This is a genomic window from Pseudomonas laurylsulfatiphila (assembly GCF_002934665.1).
In the GTDB taxonomy this organism is placed as follows: Bacteria; Pseudomonadota; Gammaproteobacteria; order Pseudomonadales; family Pseudomonadaceae; genus Aquipseudomonas; species Aquipseudomonas laurylsulfatiphila.
On the sequence record NZ_NIRS01000009.1, the window covers coordinates 282,121 to 302,564 of the forward strand.

Annotated in this window: 19 protein-coding genes; 11 read left to right on the forward strand and 8 right to left on the reverse strand. The window is 59.4% G+C overall.

Annotation, left to right across the window (positions count from 1 at the left end):
• Positions 1-15: 15 nt before the first annotated feature.
• The 4 genes from CD175_RS29485 to dksA all read right to left on the reverse strand — a co-directional run bounded on the left by CD175_RS29485 (position 16) and on the right by dksA (position 4,743).
• Positions 16-2,970, reverse strand: coding sequence for a sensor histidine kinase (locus tag CD175_RS29485; protein WP_007990065.1), 2,955 nt, complete (start codon positions 2,968-2,970; stop codon positions 16-18).
• Positions 2,954-3,130: a hypothetical protein gene (locus tag CD175_RS29490; protein ID WP_003176118.1), complete on the reverse strand. Its 177-nt coding sequence runs from the start codon at positions 3,128-3,130 to the stop codon at positions 2,954-2,956. Before CD175_RS29490 ends, CD175_RS29485 begins: the two co-directional genes overlap by 17 nt.
• A gap of 77 nt (positions 3,131-3,207) precedes the next feature.
• Positions 3,208-4,101 (reverse strand): tRNA glutamyl-Q(34) synthetase GluQRS, encoded by an 894-nt coding sequence (gene gluQRS / locus CD175_RS29495; protein ID WP_104451434.1) that lies wholly within the window; start codon positions 4,099-4,101, stop codon positions 3,208-3,210.
• Between the two features lie 201 nt (positions 4,102-4,302).
• Positions 4,303-4,743, reverse strand: coding sequence for an RNA polymerase-binding protein DksA (gene dksA, locus CD175_RS29500; RefSeq protein WP_007971100.1), 441 nt, complete (start codon positions 4,741-4,743; stop codon positions 4,303-4,305).
• A gap of 336 nt (positions 4,744-5,079) precedes the next feature.
• On the opposite strand from dksA, the gene CD175_RS29505 reads away from it, so the two are divergent.
• Both CD175_RS29505 and sfsA read left to right on the forward strand, forming a co-directional pair.
• Complete coding sequence (locus CD175_RS29505) at positions 5,080-6,252, forward strand: pyridoxal phosphate-dependent aminotransferase (protein ID WP_007971098.1); 1,173 nt, start codon at positions 5,080-5,082, stop codon at positions 6,250-6,252.
• Positions 6,252-6,965, forward strand: a complete 714-nt coding sequence (gene sfsA / locus CD175_RS29510) for a DNA/RNA nuclease SfsA (protein ID WP_104451435.1) — start codon at positions 6,252-6,254, stop codon at positions 6,963-6,965. The genes CD175_RS29505 and sfsA overlap by 1 nt, the downstream gene beginning before the upstream one ends.
• On the opposite strand, the gene CD175_RS29515 is transcribed toward sfsA, so the two are convergent.
• The 4 genes from CD175_RS29515 to CD175_RS29530 all read right to left on the reverse strand — a co-directional run bounded on the left by CD175_RS29515 (position 6,962) and on the right by CD175_RS29530 (position 10,261).
• A complete protein-coding gene (locus CD175_RS29515) occupies positions 6,962-7,279 on the reverse strand; it encodes a Rieske (2Fe-2S) protein (protein WP_104451436.1) in 318 nt (105 codons plus the stop codon). The two genes, sfsA and CD175_RS29515, sit on opposite strands and share 4 nt — an antisense overlap.
• Positions 7,280-7,749: 470 nt before the next feature.
• Positions 7,750-8,022, reverse strand: a complete 273-nt coding sequence (locus CD175_RS29520; RefSeq protein ID WP_007971093.1) for a TfoX/Sxy family protein — start codon at positions 8,020-8,022, stop codon at positions 7,750-7,752.
• Positions 8,023-8,269: 247 nt separating this feature from the next.
• Positions 8,270-8,614 (reverse strand): pentapeptide repeat-containing protein, encoded by a 345-nt coding sequence (locus tag CD175_RS29525; RefSeq protein WP_102701635.1) that lies wholly within the window; start codon positions 8,612-8,614, stop codon positions 8,270-8,272.
• A 90-nt stretch (positions 8,615-8,704) separates the two neighbouring features.
• Entirely contained in the window at positions 8,705-10,261 is a 1,557-nt protein-coding gene (locus CD175_RS29530) for a bifunctional aminoglycoside phosphotransferase/ATP-binding protein (RefSeq protein WP_104451437.1), read from the reverse strand.
• A 115-nt stretch (positions 10,262-10,376) separates the two neighbouring features.
• On the opposite strand from CD175_RS29530, the gene mrcB reads away from it, so the two are divergent.
• The 9 genes from mrcB to msrQ all read left to right on the forward strand — a co-directional run bounded on the left by mrcB (position 10,377) and on the right by msrQ (position 20,234).
• Complete coding sequence (gene mrcB / locus CD175_RS29535; protein ID WP_104451438.1) at positions 10,377-12,695, forward strand: penicillin-binding protein 1B; 2,319 nt, start codon at positions 10,377-10,379, stop codon at positions 12,693-12,695.
• 16 nt (positions 12,696-12,711) lie between these two features.
• Positions 12,712-13,449 (forward strand): tetratricopeptide repeat protein, encoded by a 738-nt coding sequence (locus CD175_RS29540; protein ID WP_104451439.1) that lies wholly within the window; start codon positions 12,712-12,714, stop codon positions 13,447-13,449.
• Entirely contained in the window at positions 13,449-13,784 is a 336-nt protein-coding gene (locus tag CD175_RS29545) for a YqcC family protein (protein WP_104451440.1), read from the forward strand. The genes CD175_RS29540 and CD175_RS29545 overlap by 1 nt, the downstream gene beginning before the upstream one ends.
• Before the next feature lie 483 nt (positions 13,785-14,267).
• Positions 14,268-15,992 (forward strand): acetolactate synthase 3 large subunit, encoded by a 1,725-nt coding sequence (locus CD175_RS29550; RefSeq protein WP_015096847.1) that lies wholly within the window; start codon positions 14,268-14,270, stop codon positions 15,990-15,992.
• 2 nt (positions 15,993-15,994) lie between these two features.
• On the forward strand, positions 15,995-16,486 hold the full coding sequence (gene ilvN / locus CD175_RS29555; protein WP_003176102.1) for an acetolactate synthase small subunit: 492 nt from the start codon (positions 15,995-15,997) through the stop codon (positions 16,484-16,486).
• A gap of 45 nt (positions 16,487-16,531) precedes the next feature.
• Entirely contained in the window at positions 16,532-17,548 is a 1,017-nt protein-coding gene (ilvC, locus tag CD175_RS29560) for a ketol-acid reductoisomerase (RefSeq protein WP_003228216.1), read from the forward strand.
• 145 nt (positions 17,549-17,693) lie between these two features.
• Entirely contained in the window at positions 17,694-18,548 is an 855-nt protein-coding gene (gene pssA, locus CD175_RS29565) for a CDP-diacylglycerol--serine O-phosphatidyltransferase (RefSeq protein WP_007971084.1), read from the forward strand.
• 58 nt (positions 18,549-18,606) lie between these two features.
• Positions 18,607-19,620: a protein-methionine-sulfoxide reductase catalytic subunit MsrP gene (gene msrP, locus CD175_RS29570; protein WP_104451441.1), complete on the forward strand. Its 1,014-nt coding sequence runs from the start codon at positions 18,607-18,609 to the stop codon at positions 19,618-19,620.
• Positions 19,620-20,234: a protein-methionine-sulfoxide reductase heme-binding subunit MsrQ gene (gene msrQ, locus CD175_RS29575; RefSeq protein WP_104451442.1), complete on the forward strand. Its 615-nt coding sequence runs from the start codon at positions 19,620-19,622 to the stop codon at positions 20,232-20,234. Before msrP ends, msrQ begins: the two co-directional genes overlap by 1 nt.
• Positions 20,235-20,444 lie beyond the last annotated feature (210 nt).

Genomic DNA, 20,444 nt, shown 5'->3' on the forward strand with positions numbered 1-20,444 from the left:
ATACTCTCGACGGTCTCAGTTCACAGCGGACGTCGCTTCGACATGACGCGGCAAGGTAACCCTGATTCGGGTGCCGCGTTGGCTTTGAACATCAGCCGGGCTGTCGATGGTGATTTGTCCATAATGCTCTTCAACGATGGAATAGACCAGTGCAAGGCCCAGACCGGTGCCTTCGCCAGGGTCCTTGGTGGTGAAGAAAGGTTCGAACAATCGGTCCATGATGCTCGACGGAATACCGCTGCCTTCGTCCTCCACGATCAGGTCGACCGTGTGTTCGCCGGCTTCGCTCTTGACCCGCACCGCACTGCCGGGAGGCGAAGCGTCACGGGCGTTTGAGAGCAGATTGATCAACACCTGGGCCAGCCGTTGCGGGTCGCCCTCGACCCAGTGCTCGGGGTCGCACAGGTTGTAGAACTGCACTTCGAAATTGCGTCGGTTCAGCGCCAGCAGGCCGATGGCATCCTGGGCCACTTCGGCCAGACAGACGGGCTCGTCGCTGTGCTGATGACTGCCGGCATGGGCAAAGCTCATCAGCGACTGGACAATGCGCGACACGCGCTTGGTCTGCTCGAGGATCTGGCCGCTGATCTCCTTCAGCTCGCCGTCTTCCTCGCGTTCTTCGCGCAGGTTCTGCGCCAGGCACGCGATACCGGTGATCGGGTTGCCGATTTCATGGGCCACGCCGGCCGCCAGGCGACCGATGCTCGCCAGGCGCTCGGAGTGCACCAGTTTGTCCTCGAGCATCTGGGTTTCGGTCAGGTCTTCCACCAGCAACACCAGGCCACTGTTACCCGGTGCCAAGGGTTCGTCGATGGCCGCTTTGTGCAGGTTCAGCCAGCGTGTCTGGCCGTCGAGGGCCAGGTGCTGCTTGTGCAGGTGCTCGTCCGGCAGATTGATGAAACCTTGCAGCAGTTCTTTCCACGGGTCGGCAATGGTGCTCAGGCGCGAACCGACCACACGCTGCGCGGCGATGCCGGTCAGCTCCTCCATGGCCTTGTTCCACATGAGGATTTCCTGATCCTTGGCCAGCGAGCAAACGCCCATCGGTAATTCCTGCAGGGTCTGGCGGTGATAGCGGCGCAAGGCATCGAGTTCGGCGGCCAGGCCGGTCAGGCGCGAGTGGTAGTCCTCGAGTCGGCTTTCGATGAAGTGAATGTCTTCGGTCACGTAGTTTTCGCCACCTGCCTTGTAGGGCAGGAACGTCTCGACCATGTCCTGGGCCACGCTCGGCCCCATCAGGCCGGAGAGGTTGGCTTCGATGCGGTCACGCAAGCGACGCAGGGCATAGGGGCGGCGTTCGTCGAATGGCAGATAAAGGTCGCGCAGTGCCTGTTCCACTTCTTTCTGCGCCGCTTTTGCACCCAATGGTTTTGCAAGCTGCGTAGCGAACTCCTGGGGCGAGGCGGCGTGCAGTTCGCGGCGTTGCGGGCGGCGCACGTTATCCACGGCGCAGGCTTCGGCAGCGCTGGCCTCTTCGGTGCTGGCGTTGGTGAACAGCGAGATCAGGGTGAACATCAGTACGTTGGCTGCCAGCGAGGCAATCGCCGCCATGTGCCAGCTGGTGTCGTCCAGCACGTAGATCATGTTCAGCAGCGGAATGTAGAAGCCCTGCAGGTTACCGACCAACGGTAACAACATGGTCACCAGCCACACCAGTATCCCCGCCAGCAAGCCGGCGATGAAGCCGCGACGGTTGGCGGTCGGCCAGTACAGGACCGAGAGCACGCCCGGCAGGAACTGCAATGTGGCGACGAACGCGACGATGCCGAGGTTGGCCAGGTCCTGTTCGGCGCCGAGCATCAGGTAGAAGCCGTAGCCAGCCATGATGATCGCGACAATCAGCGCTCGGCGGGTCCACTTCAGCCAGCGGTAGATATTGCCTTCGGCGGGTGGCTGATAAAGCGGCAGCACCAGGTGGTTCAAGGCCATCCCGGACAGCGCCAGGGTGGTGACGATGATCAGGCCGCTGGCGGCGGACAGCCCGCCGACATAGGCCAGCAGCGCCAGCGCCTTGCTGTTGGCGGCGATGCCGATGCCCAGGGTGAAGTATTCCGGATTGGTGGTGGCGCCCAGTTTCAGGCCGGCCCAGAGAATCAGCGGCACCGCCAGGCTCATCAGCAGCAGGAACAGCGGCAGGCCCCAGCTCGCACTGACCAGCGAACGCGGGTTGAGGTTCTCGGTGAAGGTCATGTGATACATGTGCGGCATCACGATCGCCGAGGCGAAGAACACCAGCAACAGGGTGCGCCACGGGCCTTCCTGCAATGGCGTGTGCAGGGCCGCGAGCGCGGTCTGGTTTTGCAGCAGCCACAATTCAAGCTGTTGCGGGCCGTCGAACACGCCGTAAAGCGCATACAACCCGACACCGCCGAGGGCGATCAGCTTGATCACCGATTCGAAGGCAATGGCGAACACCAGGCCTTCATGTTTTTCCCGGGTGGCGATGTGGCGGGAGCCGAAGAAAATCGTGAACAACGTAATCAGTGCGCAGAAACTCAAGGCTACGCGATGCTGTACCGGCTCGCGGGTGAGGATGCCGATGGAGTCGGCGACCGCCTGAATCTGCAGGGCCAGCAACGGCAATACGCCGACCAGCATGAAAATCGTGGTCAGCGCTCCGGCCCAGGTGCTGCGGAAGCGGAAGGCGAACAAGTCCGCCAGGGACGACAGTTGATAAGTGCGGGTGATCTTCAGGATCGGATAAAGCAACACCGGCGCCAGCAGAAACGCCCCGGAGACGCCCAGGTAGCTGGACAGAAAGCCGTAGCCGTACTGATAGGCCAGGCCCACGGTGCCGTAAAACGCCCAGGCACTGGCATAGACGCCCAGTGACAGGGTGTAGGTCAGCGGGTGGCGAATGATCGCCCGGGGAATCATGCCCCGTTCGCTGATCCAGGCCACACCGAACAGCACCGCCAGGTACGCGGCGCTGATCAGGATCATCTGGGTCAGGCTAAAGCTCATCGGCATCTTTTTGGCTCTGCAGGATGAAGGTCACGACGATCAGAATCAGCCAGAGCAGATAAGGGCGATACCAGGCGCCAGTGGCGTCGATCCACCAATCCATGATGGCCGGGGAAAACAGGTAAATGCCCACTACCAAAAGCAGGACCAAGCGATAGATGTACATCCCGGCCTCTCTTTTTTATGTGCGTGCCCGAAAACGTGCGGCGATGGTAACGGATGGGCGCGCCACTGCAAGTGCGATCACAGCAGCTGTGCCTCGGGCAGGCTCAGTGTGCGCGGGATCAGCGAGGCATCCCAGTGGGCAATGCCCCAGTTCAGCACTTCCCGTGGCGTGGCGTAAATCAGTTCGGTTCCCGGGTTCTGTCCCAGCGCGCGCAGCGCCCGCAATAACAGGGGTGTTGCCTGATCCTCGGTCAGCGGCGGTGAACGGTAGGATTTACCGAGTTTATGGCCATCAGGCTGAGTAATCAGCGGGATATGCAGATAACGCGGTTGCGGCAGGCCGAGCAGTTCTTGCAGGTACAACTGGCGATGCGTGGAGTCCAGCAGGTCGGCACCCCGAACGATATCGGTGATGCCCTGCCAGGCATCGTCCAGGACCACCGCCAGTTGATAGGCGTAGAGCCCGTCGCGACGGCGGATCACGAAATCGCCGACTTCCCGGCCCAGGTGCTGGCGGTACTCGCCCTGCACCCGGTCGAGGAAGTGGTATTCCAGCTCAGGTACGCGCAGGCGGATGGCGGCATCATCGGCGCCATGGCCGGCATTGCGGCACAGCCCCGGATAAATCCCGTGATACGGTTCCAGCTGTTTGCGCGAACAGGTGCAGGCGTAGGCCAGGCCGTGATTGAACAGGCGATTGAGCACCTCGGCGTAGGCGTCGTGCCGCTCGCTTTGGCGAACCAGGTCGCCATCCCACTCGAAGCCATAGCTTTCCAGGGCCTTGAGAATGGCCGCCTGGGCTCCGGGTTCCTCGCGGGGCGGGTCGAGGTCTTCCATGCGCATCAGCCAGCGTCCGCCCACCGAGCGCGCATCAAGGTAAGAGGCCAGCGCTGCGACCAGGGAACCGAAATGCAGATGGCCACTGGGCGTGGGGGCAAAGCGCCCGATGTAGGTGGGGGAGGTCGCGGTCATGAATGCAATGTCACTTGTTTCGGGCTTGCGCCAGGTACCTGTGGGAGCGAGCCTGCTCGCGAAAGCGGTGTATCAGCCAGCATCAATGTCGAAGTTGATGGCCCCTTCGCGAGCAGGCTCGCTCCCACAGTGTTTTGCCGAGGTGAATCCTGGAAACAAAAACGGAGCGTTCGCACGCTCCGTTCTTCGTTCAAGTCGCAATTATTTGCCGACTTGCTTTTCCTTGATTTCCGCCAGGGTCTTGCAGTCGATGCACAGGTCGGCGGTAGGACGCGCTTCGAGGCGCTTGACGCCGATCTCGATGCCGCAGGATTCACACCAGCCGTACTCTTCGTCTTCGATCAGCTGAAGTGTCTTGTCGATCTTCTTGATCAACTTGCGTTCACGATCGCGGGCACGCAGTTCGAGGGCGAATTCCTCTTCCTGGCTGGCACGGTCTGCCGGATCAGGAAAGTTGGCCGCTTCGTCCTTCATGTGGTCCACGGTCTTGTCGACACCTTCCATCAGCTCTTTTTTCCACTGATTCAGAACCTTGGTGAAGTGCTTGCGCATGGGTTCGCCCATGTACTCTTCGCCAGCTTTCTGAACATAGGGCTCGAAGCCGCTGATTGCCTGGTTTTGCTGCTTTGCTTGGGTGGACATGAAATAGACCGCCTCTACTCTTGTAATCCATCTGCGCAGGATTGCTCCATCACCGGCACCTGCCGGCCCTGCGGCTGCAAGCGGGCGAACTTACCAGATCAACTCGGGCCGCGCTACTCCCGGATGTCGAGCTTGCGGCTGATGGTGCTTGCCAATGATGACAAACGGTTGTCTGGCGGCTCCGGAACCCTGCTCAACTATTGATTTTAGTCAAACCTTGCGCACTCGCTTGAATCGTTTGTGGTCAAGGTTATAAGCCCTCTGACCGCTTTAGGTTCTCGCTCGTTCCTGCGCTTGGGTAGAATCGGTTTTTTTCCCCCCGTTGAAGGAAGGCCAATGGCTCAGCCCTACAGTGCCCGCAGTCGCGCGATCGAACCTTTCCATGTCATGGCGTTGTTGGCGCGGGCCAATGAATTGCAGGCGGCCGGCCACGATGTGATCCACCTGGAAATCGGCGAGCCGGACTTCACCACCGCCGAGCCGATCATCCAGGCCGGCCAGGCTGCCCTGACAGCGGGGAAGACCCGTTACACCGCCGCGCGTGGCATTCCGGAACTGCGTGAGGCCATTTCGGGCTTTTATCAGCAGCGTTATGGCTTGAACATCGACCCTCGACGCATCCTCATCACACCCGGCGGGTCCGGCGCGTTGCTGCTGGCCAGCGCTTTGCTGGTAGACCCCGGCAAGCACTGGTTGCTGGCGGACCCGGGTTACCCCTGCAACCGGCACTTCCTGCGACTGGTCGAAGGCGCGGCGCAATTGGTCCCGGTCGGTCCGGAGGTGCGTTATCAATTGACGCCTGGCCTGATCGAGCGTCATTGGGATCACGACAGCGTGGGTGCATTGGTGGCGTCGCCGGCCAATCCGACCGGCACGATCCTGACTCGCGACGAGCTGGCGAAGCTGTCTGTCGCGATCAAGGAGCGCCACGGTCATCTGGTGGTCGACGAGATTTATCACGGCCTGACCTACGGCACCGATGCAGCCAGCGTGCTGGAAGTCGACGACAGTGCCTTCGTGCTGAACAGTTTTTCGAAGTACTTCGGGATGACCGGTTGGCGGTTGGGATGGCTGGTGGCCCCGGACGCTGCCGTCGGTGAGCTGGAAAAGCTCGCCCAGAATCTCTACATCAGTGCTCCAAGCATGGCGCAGCACGCCGCGCTGGCCTGTTTCGAGCCGGCAACCATCAGCATTCTCGAAGAGCGTCGCGCCGAATTTGGCCGGCGTCGGGATTACCTGCTGCCGGCCTTGCGTGAATTGGGCTTCGGCATTGCCGTGGAGCCGGAAGGGGCATTCTATTTGTACGCCGATATCAGCAAGTTCGGCGGCGATGCCTTCGCGTTCTGTAAACATTTTCTCGAGACCGAACATGTGGCCTTCACCCCGGGGCTGGATTTCGGGCGTTATCAGGCCGGGCATCATGTACGGTTCGCCTACACGCAAAATCTCGAGCGTTTGCAGGAAGCGGTCGAGCGCATTGCCCGTGGGTTGCGGAGCTGGCAAGGCTGATGCGATTTAATCCCCCCCTCGAAGAAGGTCGCCTGATTCGACGCTACAAGCGTTTTCTCGCCGATATCGAAACCGTTGACGGCGAGATGCTGACCATTCACTGCCCGAATACAGGCTCGATGCTCAATTGTCAGGTCGAAGGCGGGCAGGTCTGGTTCAGTCGCTCCAGCGACCCGAAACGCAAGTTGCCCGGCACCTGGGAGATCGGCGAAACCCCGCAAGGGCGGTTGTTTTGTGTGAACACCGCCCGCGCCAATGGTTTGGTCGAAGAGGCGCTGCGAGCGGGCATCATCACGGAATTGAACGGCTTTACCGGGCTCAAGCGCGAAGTGGCTTATGGTCAGGAAAATAGTCGTATCGATTTCCGGCTCGATTACCCCGAGGGGCCGGCCTACGTCGAAGTCAAAAGCGTGACACTGGGTTTCGACGGTTCGGCGGTGGCGGCGTTTCCCGATGCAGTCACCCAGCGTGGCGCCAAGCATCTGCGGGAGCTGGCCCACTTGGCCAGGGACGGTATTCGCGCGGTGCAGTTGTACTGTGTTTGCCTGACCGGCATCGAGGCCGTGCGTCCGGCGCAGGAAATCGATGCGGCTTATGCGCAGGCCTTGCGTGAGGCTGTGGCCTGTGGGGTCGAGGTGCTGGCTTACGGTGTGCGGTTGAGCCACCAGGAAATGCTGGTCGACCGGCGTCTGGACGTGTTGCCGGGCGGCTAAAGGCTGATCCAGATCCCTTGTTCATCCTCGCGGCAAGCCACGCCGGTCAAGGCTTGCCCCGCGCACGGGCCGGCGACGCATTCACCGTCTTCGATCAGGAACAGTGCGCCATGGGTGGCGCACTGGATCAGGCTGTTGCTGGAGTCGAGAAACTGGTCGGGATGCCACTCCAAAGCGACGCCCCGGTGCGGGCAGCGATTGATGTAGACGTGGACCTGACCGCTGCGGCGCACCGCAAAAAGCTTTTGGCCGTCAATGTCGAAACCGCGACTGCTGTCATTGACCAGTTCGGCACCTGCGCAAAGCAACTTCATCTCTATCCTCGGTCCCGCAGCTCGTGACCGGATAGGTCCGAGCTTGACGGTTAAATGCGATCAATTGGCCGTCTTGCCCGCCGGGGACAAGTGCCTATCGTCGAGGATACTTGGCCTGACCATTCGATGCCCGGGAAACTGACATGCGTCTGCCCCCCCCCCCGCGTTGTGGTGATCGACATGGCGCATCCATCGCCGAATCTCGTTTGTACTTTTCCACAGGCAAAAAAGACCCGGCAAGAGCCGGGTCAAATAACCGTGATTAGCCTGATGAGGAGATAATCTGAGAGTCCGAACCAAGGGCTATTCAGAATATCGACCAGTCTCGCGACCAGTTGTGATAATCATATCGATTCTCATTACCAAGTCAACCGCTGTTTTTTGATTTCTTGGCGAGTCACCAAATTTACTTCTGCAGGCCCCGTAATCATTGGGTTTCAGGTTGCAAAGCTTCTGAAATATTTGTCGGATCAGTTCTTGTGGCGTGAAGAAATGGCTTCCAGTTGTTTGTTCAACGCTTCCTTGCGCTCGGCAGGGATGTCATTCCAGTGAACGTCCATCAGGGCGCCTTCAATCGCGTACAACAACACCTTGGACGCCCGAAAGCCGCGCGTACGCACGGCCCGATAAGCATCCACCGCCCCGAGGCGACGCAAGTCCGATGCGCTATGGATGCCCACGGCATGCAGCCATTGCGCTGACGTCTTGCCAAGATTCTTCAGGTGTTGCAGTTCATCATTCATCAAGCCTCCTTGCGATGGCCGAATGGAGAGCGTGGGCAATCTTCTGAGGAGTGTAGCCATCAGTAGGAAAAGCGTGATTGTTTGCTCGTTTTCGACGCAAATGCTTCTAAGAGACAAGTGTTGGTAGGGTGTAGAAGGTCGGCGATCGCACAAGGAAGAGGCAGGGGGAAGCAATCAAGGCTGGCGAGTGAATATCCCCGCAGTCCAGCGCAATGGGGGCACTGGACGTGTCAGCCGGCAACGGTAATCAGCGGGTGCGGTAGCGCAATCGCGTGCCGAAGTTCATCGACATGAGGATTTCGTCGGCACTCAGTTCCACTGGAAAGTAGGTACCGGAGATTTGCGCGTGGGCCAGGCTCGCGCCTTCCAGGTTCGCTTTGCGAAAATCGATGCCGCGCAAGTCGGCGGAACGGAAGTAGGCGTCGCTGAAGTCCACACCGTCGGCATTCAGTTCGCGCAGATCCAGCCCCCGGAAATCTCCACCCACCATGTCGATGGGGCCATCCTTGGGGCGCTCACTGTTGAAGCCTCTGATGTCGTCTTTGTGCAGCAGGGCATAAAGCGGAGTGTCGAGAAGTTTTGGCTGGCTCATGTCGCATCACCTGATGGTTTTATGACGCCAGTATAGTGCCACTGTTTAACAGCCGTGAGGCCTGCGAGGGCCTCACGGCTGAAATAGTTTTTACAGGCCCGGCAGGCGCTGGCGAATCTGTTCCACAACGGTATCGAGAGTCCCGCTTTCGTTGGTCTGGACGCGCTTGCTGCAGAGGATTTCTGCGGGGGTCAGCGCCTCACGGCTGGCTTGTTGGGCTTCGATCACGGCCAGAGTGGCGTCGGACGGGTCCTTCTTGTCGGCCTGGCGCGCGGCCAGCCAGCTTTCGATCACGGCCTGTGGTGCATTGCAGTCGAGGATCAGGAAGGGTGCACCCGTGGCCTCGGCTACCTTCGCCGCACTGTCACGCTGCTCACGCTTGAGGTAAGTGGCGTCGACCACCACCGGGAAGCCCGCACGCAGAATGACGTCGGCGATTTCGTGCAGGCGGGCATAGGTCGCCGCACTGGCGTCGGCACTATAGATGCCGGCCTGTACATCATTCTCGACGGTTTGCTCGCCGAAAAGACGCTTGCGCTCGACATCTGAGCGCAGGCGAATCGCGCCCAGGGCTTCGACCAGGCGCATGGCGACATGGCTCTTACCGACAGCGGAAACGCCGTGGGTAATGGCCATGAAGCGCGAAGGAATGGTGCTGTAGCTTTCCGCCAGGTTGGCGTAGTTGCGGTACTGGCGCAGGGTCGTGGCGCGCTGCACCGCAGTGGCGTCGGCCGGCATGCTGAACAGGGCGACCTTGGCGCGAACCAGTGCGCGGTAGGCTTTGTAGAAGTTCAGCAGCTCGAGGCCGCGATAGTCGCCGGTCAGCTCCAGGTACTGGCTGACGAAACGGCGCGCCAGGCACTTCAGGCCGCGATCTTCCAGGTCCATCGCCAGGAAGCCGGTGTCGGCATAAACGTCGGTAAAACGGAACGGTTCGTTGAATTCGATGCAGTCGAAGATCACGACCTTGCCGTCGATCACGGTTGCGTTACCCAAGTGGATATCACCGTGGCATTCACGAATGAAGCCTTCGGCCTTGCGCTGGGCGAGCAGTGGTTTGAGGCGCTCGAAGCTGCTTTCGGCCCAGGCTTGCAGGGCGTCGAGTTGCAACAGGTCGGCTTTATCGCTGAGGAACGGACGGATCTGCTCGAAGTTCTGCCGTACCGGCGCCATGACGCTGTCCGGGGTGCCGGCTTCGTGTTCGGCCGGCACTTTGGGGGCGTTGAGGTGGAAGCGGGCGATTTGCTCGGCCATCTCGTCGATGTGCGCGGTGGTCAATTCACCATTGGCTTGCAGGGTGCTCAGTAGTCCGCTTTGCGGGAACTGGCGCATCTTCAGCAGATATTCGATGACTGGCCCTTCGCCGCCCAATTGCGGAGCCTCGGCGCTGCCGGTGACGGGCAACACTTCCAGGTACAAATCGTCGGTCAGGCGCTGGTTCAGGCGCAGCTCTTCAGCGCAAAAATGTTCGCGAGCCTCAAGGCCGGTAAAGTCGAGAAAACCGAAGTTGACCGGTTTCTTCACTTTATAAGCGAAGGGGCCGGTGAGAATGACCCAGGAGATATGGGTTTCGATGACCTGGAATCCTTCTACCGGGTGCGGGTAGAGGGCAGGGTTTTGCAGGGCAGCGATCAAGGTCTGGCTCACAGGCGATCCTTCAGAGTCTGGAAAATCAAGGCGGTCATTATGGCTGCAAGTCCGCTTGACGCAAACCTCGGAGCGCTCCTGTTGAGTATGAATAAAGTGCGTATAATCCGCCGCCATGACTCGTACTCGAACTCCCCGTACCCCAAAAAAACCACCCTCCAGGGGCCTGCGCCCGTGGCTGGGCTGGGCCATTAAACTCAGTCTGGTCGGCCTGGTAGTGCTGGCCGGATTCGCCGTTTACCTTGATGCAATCGTCCAGGAGAAGTTTTCCGGCAAGCGCTGGACGATTCCGGCCAAGGTTTACGCACGTCCGCTCGAGCTGTTCGTCGGACAAAAGCTGAGCCGGGATGATTTCCTGACCGAGCTCGATGCCCTGGGGTATCGCCGTGAAAGCGTGGCCAACGGTCCGGGCGCGGCGTCGGTCAACGGCAATACCGTTGACCTGAATACTCGTGGTTTCCAGTTCTATGAAGGCATGGAGCAGGCGCAACCGGTGCGGGTGCGTTTCTCCGGCGATTACGTGGCCGAGTTGGCGGGGGCAAAAGGCTCGAAACTGTCGGTGGTGCGCCTGGAGCCGCTGCTGATCGGTGGCCTGTACCCGAAAAACCTCGAAGACCGGATTCTGATCAAGATCGATCAGGTGCCGCCGTATCTGCTGGAAACGCTGGTGGCTGTCGAGGACCGTGATTTTTATCATCACTTCGGTGTTTCGCCGAAGTCGATCGCCCGAGCGATCTGGGTCAACGGTTCATCCGGTCGCATGCGTCAGGGCGGCAGTACCCTGACTCAGCAGTTGGTCAAGAACTTCTACCTGACCAACGAGCGCAGCCTGAGCCGCAAGCTCACCGAAGCGATGATGGCGCTGCTGCTTGAAGTGCATTACGACAAGCGCGAAATCCTTGAGGCTTACCTCAACGAAGTGTTTATCGGGCAGGACGGTCAGCGCGCGGTGCACGGTTTCGGTCTGGCCAGCCAGTTCTTCTTCAGCCAGCCGCTGGCCGAGCTCAAACTGCATCAGGTCGCACTGCTGGTGGGAATGGTCAAAGGGCCGTCTTCCTATAACCCGCGTCGTTATCCGGAACGTGCCCTTGAGCGGCGCAACCTGGTACTCGATGTGCTGCAGGAGCAGGGCGTCGCGACTGCCGAGCAGGTTGAGGCGGCGAAGAAAATGCCGCTGGGCGTGACCAAGCGCGGCAGTCTGGCGGACAGCTCGTTCCCCGGCTTCCTCGATCTGGTCAAGCGTCAGTTGCGCGAAGACTATCGCGACGAAGACTTGACCGAAGAAGGCCTGCGCATCTTCACCAGTTTCGACCCGATCCTGCAGATGAAGGCTGAAGCCTCGGTCAACGACACCTTCAAGCGCCTGGCTGGGCGCAAGGGTTCTGATGACGTCGAGGCGGCCATGGTCGTGACCAACCCGGAGACCGGCGAAGTACAGGCCATGATCGGCAGTCGCCAGGCCAGTTTTGCCGGGTTCAACCGGGCGCTGGATGCTGTGCGGCCGATCGGCTCGTTGATCAAGCCGGCGGTGTACCTGACCGCGCTGGAGAAGCCGAGCCAGTACACGTTGACCAGTTGGCTGTCGGACGAGTCCTTCTCGGTCAAGGGCGCCGACGGCCAGGTCTGGAAGCCGCAGAACTATGATCGTCGTTCTCACGGCACAGTCTTCCTCTATCAGGGGCTGGCGCATTCCTACAACCTGTCGACCGCGCGTCTCGGCCTGGCGGTCGGTGTGCCGAACGTCCTGAAGACGGTGGAGCGCCTGGGGGTGTCTCGTGAATTCCCAGCCTTCCCGTCGATGTTGCTCGGTGCTGGCGGGATGACGCCCATCGAAGTGGCGACCATGTACCAGACCCTCGCCAACGGTGGCTTCAATACACCAATGCGCGGGATTCGCAGCGTGCTGACGGCCGAAGGCGAGCCGCTCAAGCGTTATCCGTTCCAGATTCAGCAGCGTTTCGATCCGGCCTCCATTTACCTGATCCAGAGCGCCATGCAGCGCGTGATGCGAGAAGGTACCGGCAGTTCGGTTTACAACGTGTTGCCAAGAACGCTGAACCTCGCGGGTAAAACCGGCACCAGTAACGACTCGCGAGACAGTTGGTTTGCCGGTTTCAGCCAGGACTTGCTGGCGGTGGTCTGGCTGGGGCGCGATGACAACGGCAAGACGCCATTCACGGGTGCCACCGGGGCCCTGCAGGTCTGGACCAGCTTCATGCGCAAGGCCGACCCGTTGCCGCTGGACATGCCGCAGCCGGATAATATCGTTCAGGCCTGGGTGGATTCGCGAACCGGGCAAGGTTCTGACGCCGGTTGCCCCGGTGCCGTGCAGATGCCGTATATTCGCGGCAGCGAACCGCCTCCCGGCGCCGCTTGCGGTGGTGAAAGCCCTGCCGAGTCGGTGATGGATTGGGTCAAGGGCTGGATGAATTAAGCAAAGAGGGTTTCAAGTGAACAAGTGGTTGATTCCAGCGGTTGCCGCCGTAGCTTTGCTCAGCGGTTGCTCTACCGTCCAACGTGGTTCGATCCCGGTTGTGGATTCCGGCACCGCGGTGTCCAACAGTGAGCGGATCTCGGCCAATGGCGGCTTCCGCCAGACGACCGTCAAGCGCCCTGCACAAGGTCAGTCGCAGACCCAGGCGATTCCGCAAGGTGACAGCGGCGTCGTGGTGATGGTGCCAGGCGCGGCAACGACTTCCACGCCAATCAGCACCACGCCTATTACCCCGGGGCCGATCACGCCGGGGCCGATTGACACGTCGCCGGTACAGTCGGCGCCGATCAACCAGGGCAGCTACAGCATGCCGTCGTCGCCAAGCGGGATTCCGTCGGCCAGCTCGGGCGGGCTCTCCGCCGACGAGCAACTGGACGGCCCGGTACTGGCTTTGCTGACCACCGCTCAGCAGCAACAGGCGAGCGGTGATCTCAACGGTGCCTCTTCCAGCCTTGAACGTGCCCAGCGCGTTGCTCCGCGTGAACCGCAGGTGCTGTACCGTCTGGCGCAGGTGCGGATGGCTCAAGGCGATGCAGCCCAGGCCGAGCAGTTCGCTCGCCGTGGGCTGACGTTGGCCAATGGGCGTCCGGCCCTTCAGGCCAACCTTTGGGAGCTGATTGCCCAGGCCCGTGAAAAGCAGGGTGACGCCCAGGGCGCGGCACTGGCGCGCCAGAAGGCCAAGGTAACGCTGTGATGGATGCGCGCTTTCTGAAAATCGCCGATCAACTGCTGTTGATCGAGCGCGAGTTGCGGGTGCAAGGCTGGTGGGATGAAGTCTCGCCATCGGCCGAAGCGCTTTCCAGTGTCGAGCCGTTTTCGGTCGATACACTGGATTTCGAGCAATGGCTGCAATGGATCTTCCTGCCGCGCATGAAGATGATCCTCGAGCAGGATTTGCCGCTACCCAATGCTTCGGGCATTCAGGAAATGGCTGAAATGGTCTTTGCCGGACGCAATGTCCAGGGCAAGGATCGGCAGTTGCAGGTATTGCTTAAACAGTTTGATCAGTTGATCACCGCCTCTCGCTGAGCCAGAAGCTGCCAGCGTCCGCTGGCAGTTGTCCACAATCTCTCTCTATTTTGTCGGCCGTTGCAGGGTAAGTGCATGCGCGTGCCAATTTTTTGCCAAAAGTTGCGCAATCGAAGCTAACACAGGGCGGATTTACGGGTTTTTTCTTGCGTTCTCATGTGCTTAGTAGAATAAAGCTCATAGACGACTTGACTTGCGAAGGGCGAAACAGAAGAATCCAAAGTCCGCTGTACAGGGACTGCCAGAAGCAGACCCTCTCAGCAGATCATGAGGCGCATATCCGCGTCGACCTGTTACACCCGCAACGCGTTACCTCGCGCTGGGTGGGAAAGGCCCGCAACACTTGGGACGATCCCAATACTTGCTCAGTCAGTGCTGACGTAGTCGGCGACCACCGTCGCTCATGCTCTGCTGAGAAGTAAACCTATTAAGACCCGTCCCATTTTTCGTGGGCGGTATTCTGGCGTTTTAGAGGTGAGCAACGTGGAGCTTTTATCTGGCGGTGAGATGCTCGTCCGCTTTTTGCGCGACGAAGGCGTCAAATATATCTACGGGTACCCGGGTGGTGCTCTTCTTCATGTTTACGATGCCCTGTTCAAAGAACCGGAAGTGACCCACATCCTGGTTCGTCACGAGCAAGCGGCTACCCATATGGCTGACGGCTACGCCCGTGCCACCGGTAAAGCCGGTGTGGTACTGGTGACTTCCGGGCCGGGCGCGACAAACGCCATCACCGGTATTGCCACGGCCTACATGGACTCCATTCCGATGGTGGTCATTTCCGGCCAGGTGCCAAGCACCATGGTTGGCACCGACGCATTCCAGGAAACCGACATGATCGGTATCTCCCGGCCGATCGTGAAACACAGCTTCATGATCAAGCACGCGTCGGAAATCCCGGAAGTCATGAAGAAAGCCTTCTACCTGGCGCAATCCGGTCGCCCTGGTCCGGTCGTTGTCGATATTCCGAAAGACATGACCAACCCGGCCGAGAAGTTCGAATACGTCTTCCCGAAAAAAGCCAAGCTGCGCTCCTACAGCCCGGCTGTTCGCGGTCACTCCGGTCAAATCCGCAAGGCGGCAGAAATGCTCCTGGCGGCCAAGCGTCCTGTGTTGTATTCGGGCGGCGGCGTGATCCTCGGCGGTGGTTCCGCACCACTGACCGAACTGGCGAAGATGCTCAACCTGCCGGTGACCAATACCCTGATGGGCCTCGGTGGCTACCCAGGCACCGACCGTCAGTTCATCGGCATGCTTGGCATGCACGGCAGCTACACCGCCAACCTGGCGATGCACCATGCTGACGTGATCCTTGCTGTCGGCGCGCGTTTCGACGACCGTGTCATCAACGGCGCGTCGAAGTTCTGCCCGAACGCCAAGATCATTCACATCGACATCGACCCGGCTTCGATCTCCAAGACCATCAAGGCCGATGTGCCTATCGTGGGTCCGGTCGAGAGTGTCCTGACCGAAATGGTCGCGATCCTCAAGGAAATCGGCGAGACCCCTAACAAGGAGTCCGTTGCCAGCTGGTGGAAGCAAGTCGATGAGTGGCGCGGTGATCGTGGCCTGTTCCCTTATGACAAGGGCGACGGCAGCGTCATCAAGCCGCAGGCCGTGATCGAAACCCTGTGCGAAGTGACCAAGGGCGATGCCTTTGTAGCCTCCGACGTGGGTCAGCACCAGATGTTCGCGGCGCAGTACTACACGTTCAACAAGCCGAACCGCTGGATCAACTCCGGTGGTCTGGGCACCATGGGCTTCGGCTTTCCGGCGGCCATGGGCATCAAGTTGAGCTTCCCGGATGACGACGTCGTTTGCGTCACTGGGGAGGGCAGTATCCAGATGAACATTCAGGAGCTGTCGACCTGCCTGCAATACGGTTTGCCGGTCAAGATCGTCATCCTGAACAATGGTGTGCTGGGCATGGTTCGCCAATGGCAGGACATGAGCTACGGCAGCCGCCACTCTCATTCCTATATGGAGTCGTTGCCTGACTTCGTCAAACTGGCAGAGGCCTACGGTCACGTTGGCGTGCGTATCACAGATTCGAAGGACTTGAAGTCGAAGATGGAAGAGGCGTTCGCCATGAAGGATCGCCTGGTGGTGATCGACATTTCGGTCGACACCAGCGAGCACGTCTATCCGATGCAGATCAAAGACGGCTCCATGCGCGATATGTGGCTGAGCAAGACGGAGCGTACTTAATCATGCGGCACATTATTTCCTTGCTTCTGGAAAACGAACCCGGCGCTCTGTCTCGCGTGGTTGGCCTGTTCTCGCAGCGCAACTACAACATCGAAAGCCTGACCGTGGCCCCAACCGAAGACCCGACCCTGTCGCGTCTGACGCTGACCACTGTCGGTCACGATGAAGTCATCGAGCAGATCACCAAGAACCTGAACAAGCTGATCGAAGTGGTAAAACTGGTCGACCTGTCGGAAAGTGCTCACATCGAGCGCGAACTGATGTTGGTCAAGGTCAAGGCCACCGGCGCCCAGCGCGCCGAGATCAAGCGCACTACCGATATTTACCGTGGGCAGATCGTCGATGTCAGCGCCAGCGTGTATACCGTTCAACTGACCGGTACCAGCGACAAGCTCGACAGCTTCATTCAGTCCATCGGCACCGCCTCGATTCTGGAAACCGTCCGTAGTGGCGTGACCGGCATTGCCCGCGGCGACAAAGTACTCAGCATCTAAACCAAATTAGCGAACGGCCTGAACGGCCTGATATAGGGGAAATTCATGAAAGTTTTCTACGATAAAGACTGCGACCTGTCGATCATCCAGGGCAAGAAAGTTGCCATCATCGGTTACGGTTCCCAGGGCCACGCTCAGGCGTGCAACCTGAAAGATTCCGGTGTTGACGTGACTGTTGGCCTGCGTAAAGGTTCGGCTACCGTTGCCAAGGCAGAAGCCCACGGCCTGAAAGTGACCGACGTTGCTTCCGCTGTTGCAGCGGCCGACCTGGTCATGATCCTGACCCCGGACGAGTTCCAGTCCTCCCTGTACAAGAACGAAATCGAGCCGAACATCAAGAAAGGCGCCACCCTGGCCTTCTCCCACGGCTTCGCGATCCACTACAACCAGGTTGTGCCGCGCGCTGACCTCGACGTGATCATGATCGCGCCGAAGGCTCCAGGCCACACCGTACGTTCCGAATTCGTGAAGGGCGGCGGTATCCCTGACCTGATCGCTATCTACCAGGACGCCTCGGGCAACGCCAAGAACGTTGCGCTGTCCTACGCTGCCGGCGTTGGCGGCGGTCGTACCGGCATCATCGAAACCACTTTCAAGGACGAGACCGAAACCGACCTGTTCGGCGAACAAGCCGTTCTGTGCGGCGGTACCGTTGAACTGGTAAAAGCCGGTTTCGAAACCCTGGTTGAAGCTGGCTACGCGCCGGAAATGGCCTACTTCGAGTGCCTGCACGAACTGAAGCTGATCGTTGACCTCATGTACGAAGGCGGTATCGCCAACATGAACTACTCGATCTCCAACAACGCCGAATACGGCGAGTACGTGACCGGCCCGGAAGTCATCAACGCCGAGTCCCGTCAGGCCATGCGCAACGCCCTGAAACGTATTCAGGACGGCGAATACGCCAAGATGTTCATCAGCGAAGGCGCTACCGGCTATCCTTCGATGACCGCCAAGCGTCGTAACAACGCCGCTCACGGTATCGAAATCATCGGCGAGCAACTGCGCTCCATGATGCCGTGGATCGGTGCCAACAAGATCGTCGACAAAGCTAAAAACTAAGTCACGCCCTTGTACGAAAAAACGCGGCTTAGGCCGCGTTTTTTCGTTTGGGAGACCGGTTCTGGTATAAAGCTGCATCGTTTGCGGCCGAACCGTCGTCCCAGACACCTGTCCAAACTTTCCACCCCGTTGCAAGGTAATGTCCATGAGCGAACGCCCCGAAGAGCCAAACCAGGCTTCTGACGCCGAAAGCCTGCTGCCCATCGATGAACATGTCGAGGAGGGCCATGACGCTGAAGGTCGTAAAGTCCGGCATCGTGGTATCTATCTTCTGCCGAACCTGTTTACCACTGCGAACCTGTTCGCAGGGTTTTACTCCATCATCAACTCGATGAGCGCCCAGGCGGCCCTGAGTGCGGGTGACTCGGCCAATGCGAGCAAGTATTTCGCGTTTGCGGCCATCGCGATCTTCGTTGCGATGGTGCTCGATGGCCTTGATGGCCGCGTGGCCCGTATGACCAATACGCAGAGCGCCTTTGGTGCCGAGTATGACTCGCTGTCGGACATGGTTGCCTTTGGTGTCGCACCGGCATTGCTGGCCTTTGGTTGGGCACTGGGTGACATGGGCAAGGTTGGCTGGATGGTCGCCTTCATTTATGTCGCGGGTGCGGCGCTGCGTCTCGCACGTTTCAACACTCAGGTCGGTACGGCGGACAAGCGCTACTTTATCGGGCTGGCCAGCCCGGCGGCGGCGGGTGTTGTTGCAGGCATCGTCTGGGCATTCAGCGATTACGGCATTCAGGGCTCGAAGATGTCCTTCCTGGTTGCGCTGATGGTGGCTGCGGCCGGCATGCTGATGGTCAGCAACATCAAGTACAACAGCTTCAAGGAGCTGGATCTGAAAGGGCGCGTGCCGTTCGTGGCGATTCTCGCTGTGGTGCTGGTGTTTGCTGTGGTGTTCAGTGATCCGCCGCGCATCCTGTTGCTGGTGTTTCTCGCCTATGCAGCCTCCGGCCCGGTTCAATACCTGTTACGTCTTCGCCGTAACAAGAGCGCGTAATTTCCCTCATACTCCGCAGTCTATGGGTGCATCTGTCCTCCAGAGCTGCGGAGTAACCATGCTGATCAAAGTCACCAGAACGTCCGACTGCCATGAGTCGGACGTCACGCCTGAATCCCTCTATCTTTCTCGACGCAATGTGCTCGGCGCCACGGTTGCCGGCTTCGCTTTGGGCAGCCTGCCGCAATGGGCCAGCGCTGGCGATGCTGCGCGTTACCAGGATGTCGAACCCGGCAAGGCGCCTTCCTGGTTCAGCGAAAAACTTCCTGCGACCCAGTGGGGTGCGGTCAACGTCAAGGATGAGGCGGTCACGCCGTTCAAGGATGCGACCCACTACAACAACTTCTACGAGTTCGGCACCGACAAGGGTGATCCGGCCGCCAATGCCGGCGCGCTGAAGACTGAGCCGTGGTCGGTGGTCGTGGACGGGGAGGTGGGCAAGCCGGGGCGATATGCGCTGGAGGACTTCATGAAGCCATACCAGCTTGAGGAACGAATCTACCGACTGCGTTGCGTGGAAGCCTGGTCGATGGTCATTCCCTGGATCGGCTTTCCTCTCTCGGCGTTACTCAAGGAAGTAGAGCCGACCTCCAAAGCCAGATTCATCCGCTTCGAAACCCTGCAGGATTCCAAAAGCATGCCGGGCCAGCGCTCCGGTTTTGCCTTGATCGACTGGCCCTATATAGAAGGGCTGCGTCTGGATGAAGCGATGAACCCGTTGGCGATTCTTGCGGTAGGCATGTACGGGCGTGAGTTGCCTAATCAAAACGGCGCGCCGTTGCGTTTGGTGGTGCCCTGGAAATATGGCTTCAAGAGCATCAAGTCCATCGTGCGCATCAGTCTGGTCAGCGAGCAGCCGAAAACCACCTGGCAGGGTATTGCTCCGGATGAGTATGGCTTTTATGCGAACGTGAATCCCACGGTTGATCATCCTCGCTGGACTCAGGCTCGTGAGCGCCGCCTGCCGAGCGGTTTGTTCAAGCCCAATGTGCGCGACACGCAAATGTTCAACGGCTATTCAGAGGAAGTTGCCTCTCTATATACGGGGCTCGACCTGAGGAAGAACTACTGATGCGCTATCCGTTTTGGCGTATCGGTGTCTTTGTCGTGGTACTGGTGTGGCCGCTGCTGTGGTTGTATCAGGCTTGGGAGGATGCCCTCGGGCCGGATCCGGGCAAGGTACTGGTCGATCGATTGGGTCTGGGGGCGCTTGTTCTGCTGCTCGTGACTTTGAGTGTGACGCCTTTGCAGAAGCTCACCGGTTGGCCGGGGTGGATTGTTGTACGGCGACAGCTGGGGTTGTGGTGTTTTGCCTATGTGGTGCTTCACCTCAGTAGCTATGCCGCATTCATTCTTGCTTTTGACTGGTCGCAATTGGGTGTCGAGTTGCGCAAGCGGCCTTACATTATTGTCGGGGCGCTGGGCTTTCTTGGTTTGCTGGCATTGGCAGTGACGTCCAATCGATACAGTCAGCGGCGATTGCGGGCGAGTTGGAAGAAGTTGCATCGCCTGGCTTACGTCATTCTCGGGCTTGGATTGCTGCATATGCTCTGGATTGTGCGTGCCGACCTCAAGGAGTGGGTGATCTATGCATCTATAGGTGCGTTGCTGTTAGTGCTGCGACTACCGCCCGTAGCTCGTCGAATCCCTCGTTTAACGGCTAAAAAGGCCTCTTCTGCCAAATAGGCGTAAAAAGGTGTTGACGGCAGATTCTGGAGGCCTATAATTCGCCGCCACTTCCGGCGCAGTCGAAACGGAAAGCTCCTTGATAAACAAAGAGTTACGCAGTTTTCGACAGCGGGTTGCTTCAGGTCATCGAAGCGTAAAGGAAGTTGAAAAAGAGGTGTTGACAGCAGCGAGTAACGCTGTAGAATTCGCCTCCCGCTGACGAGAGAT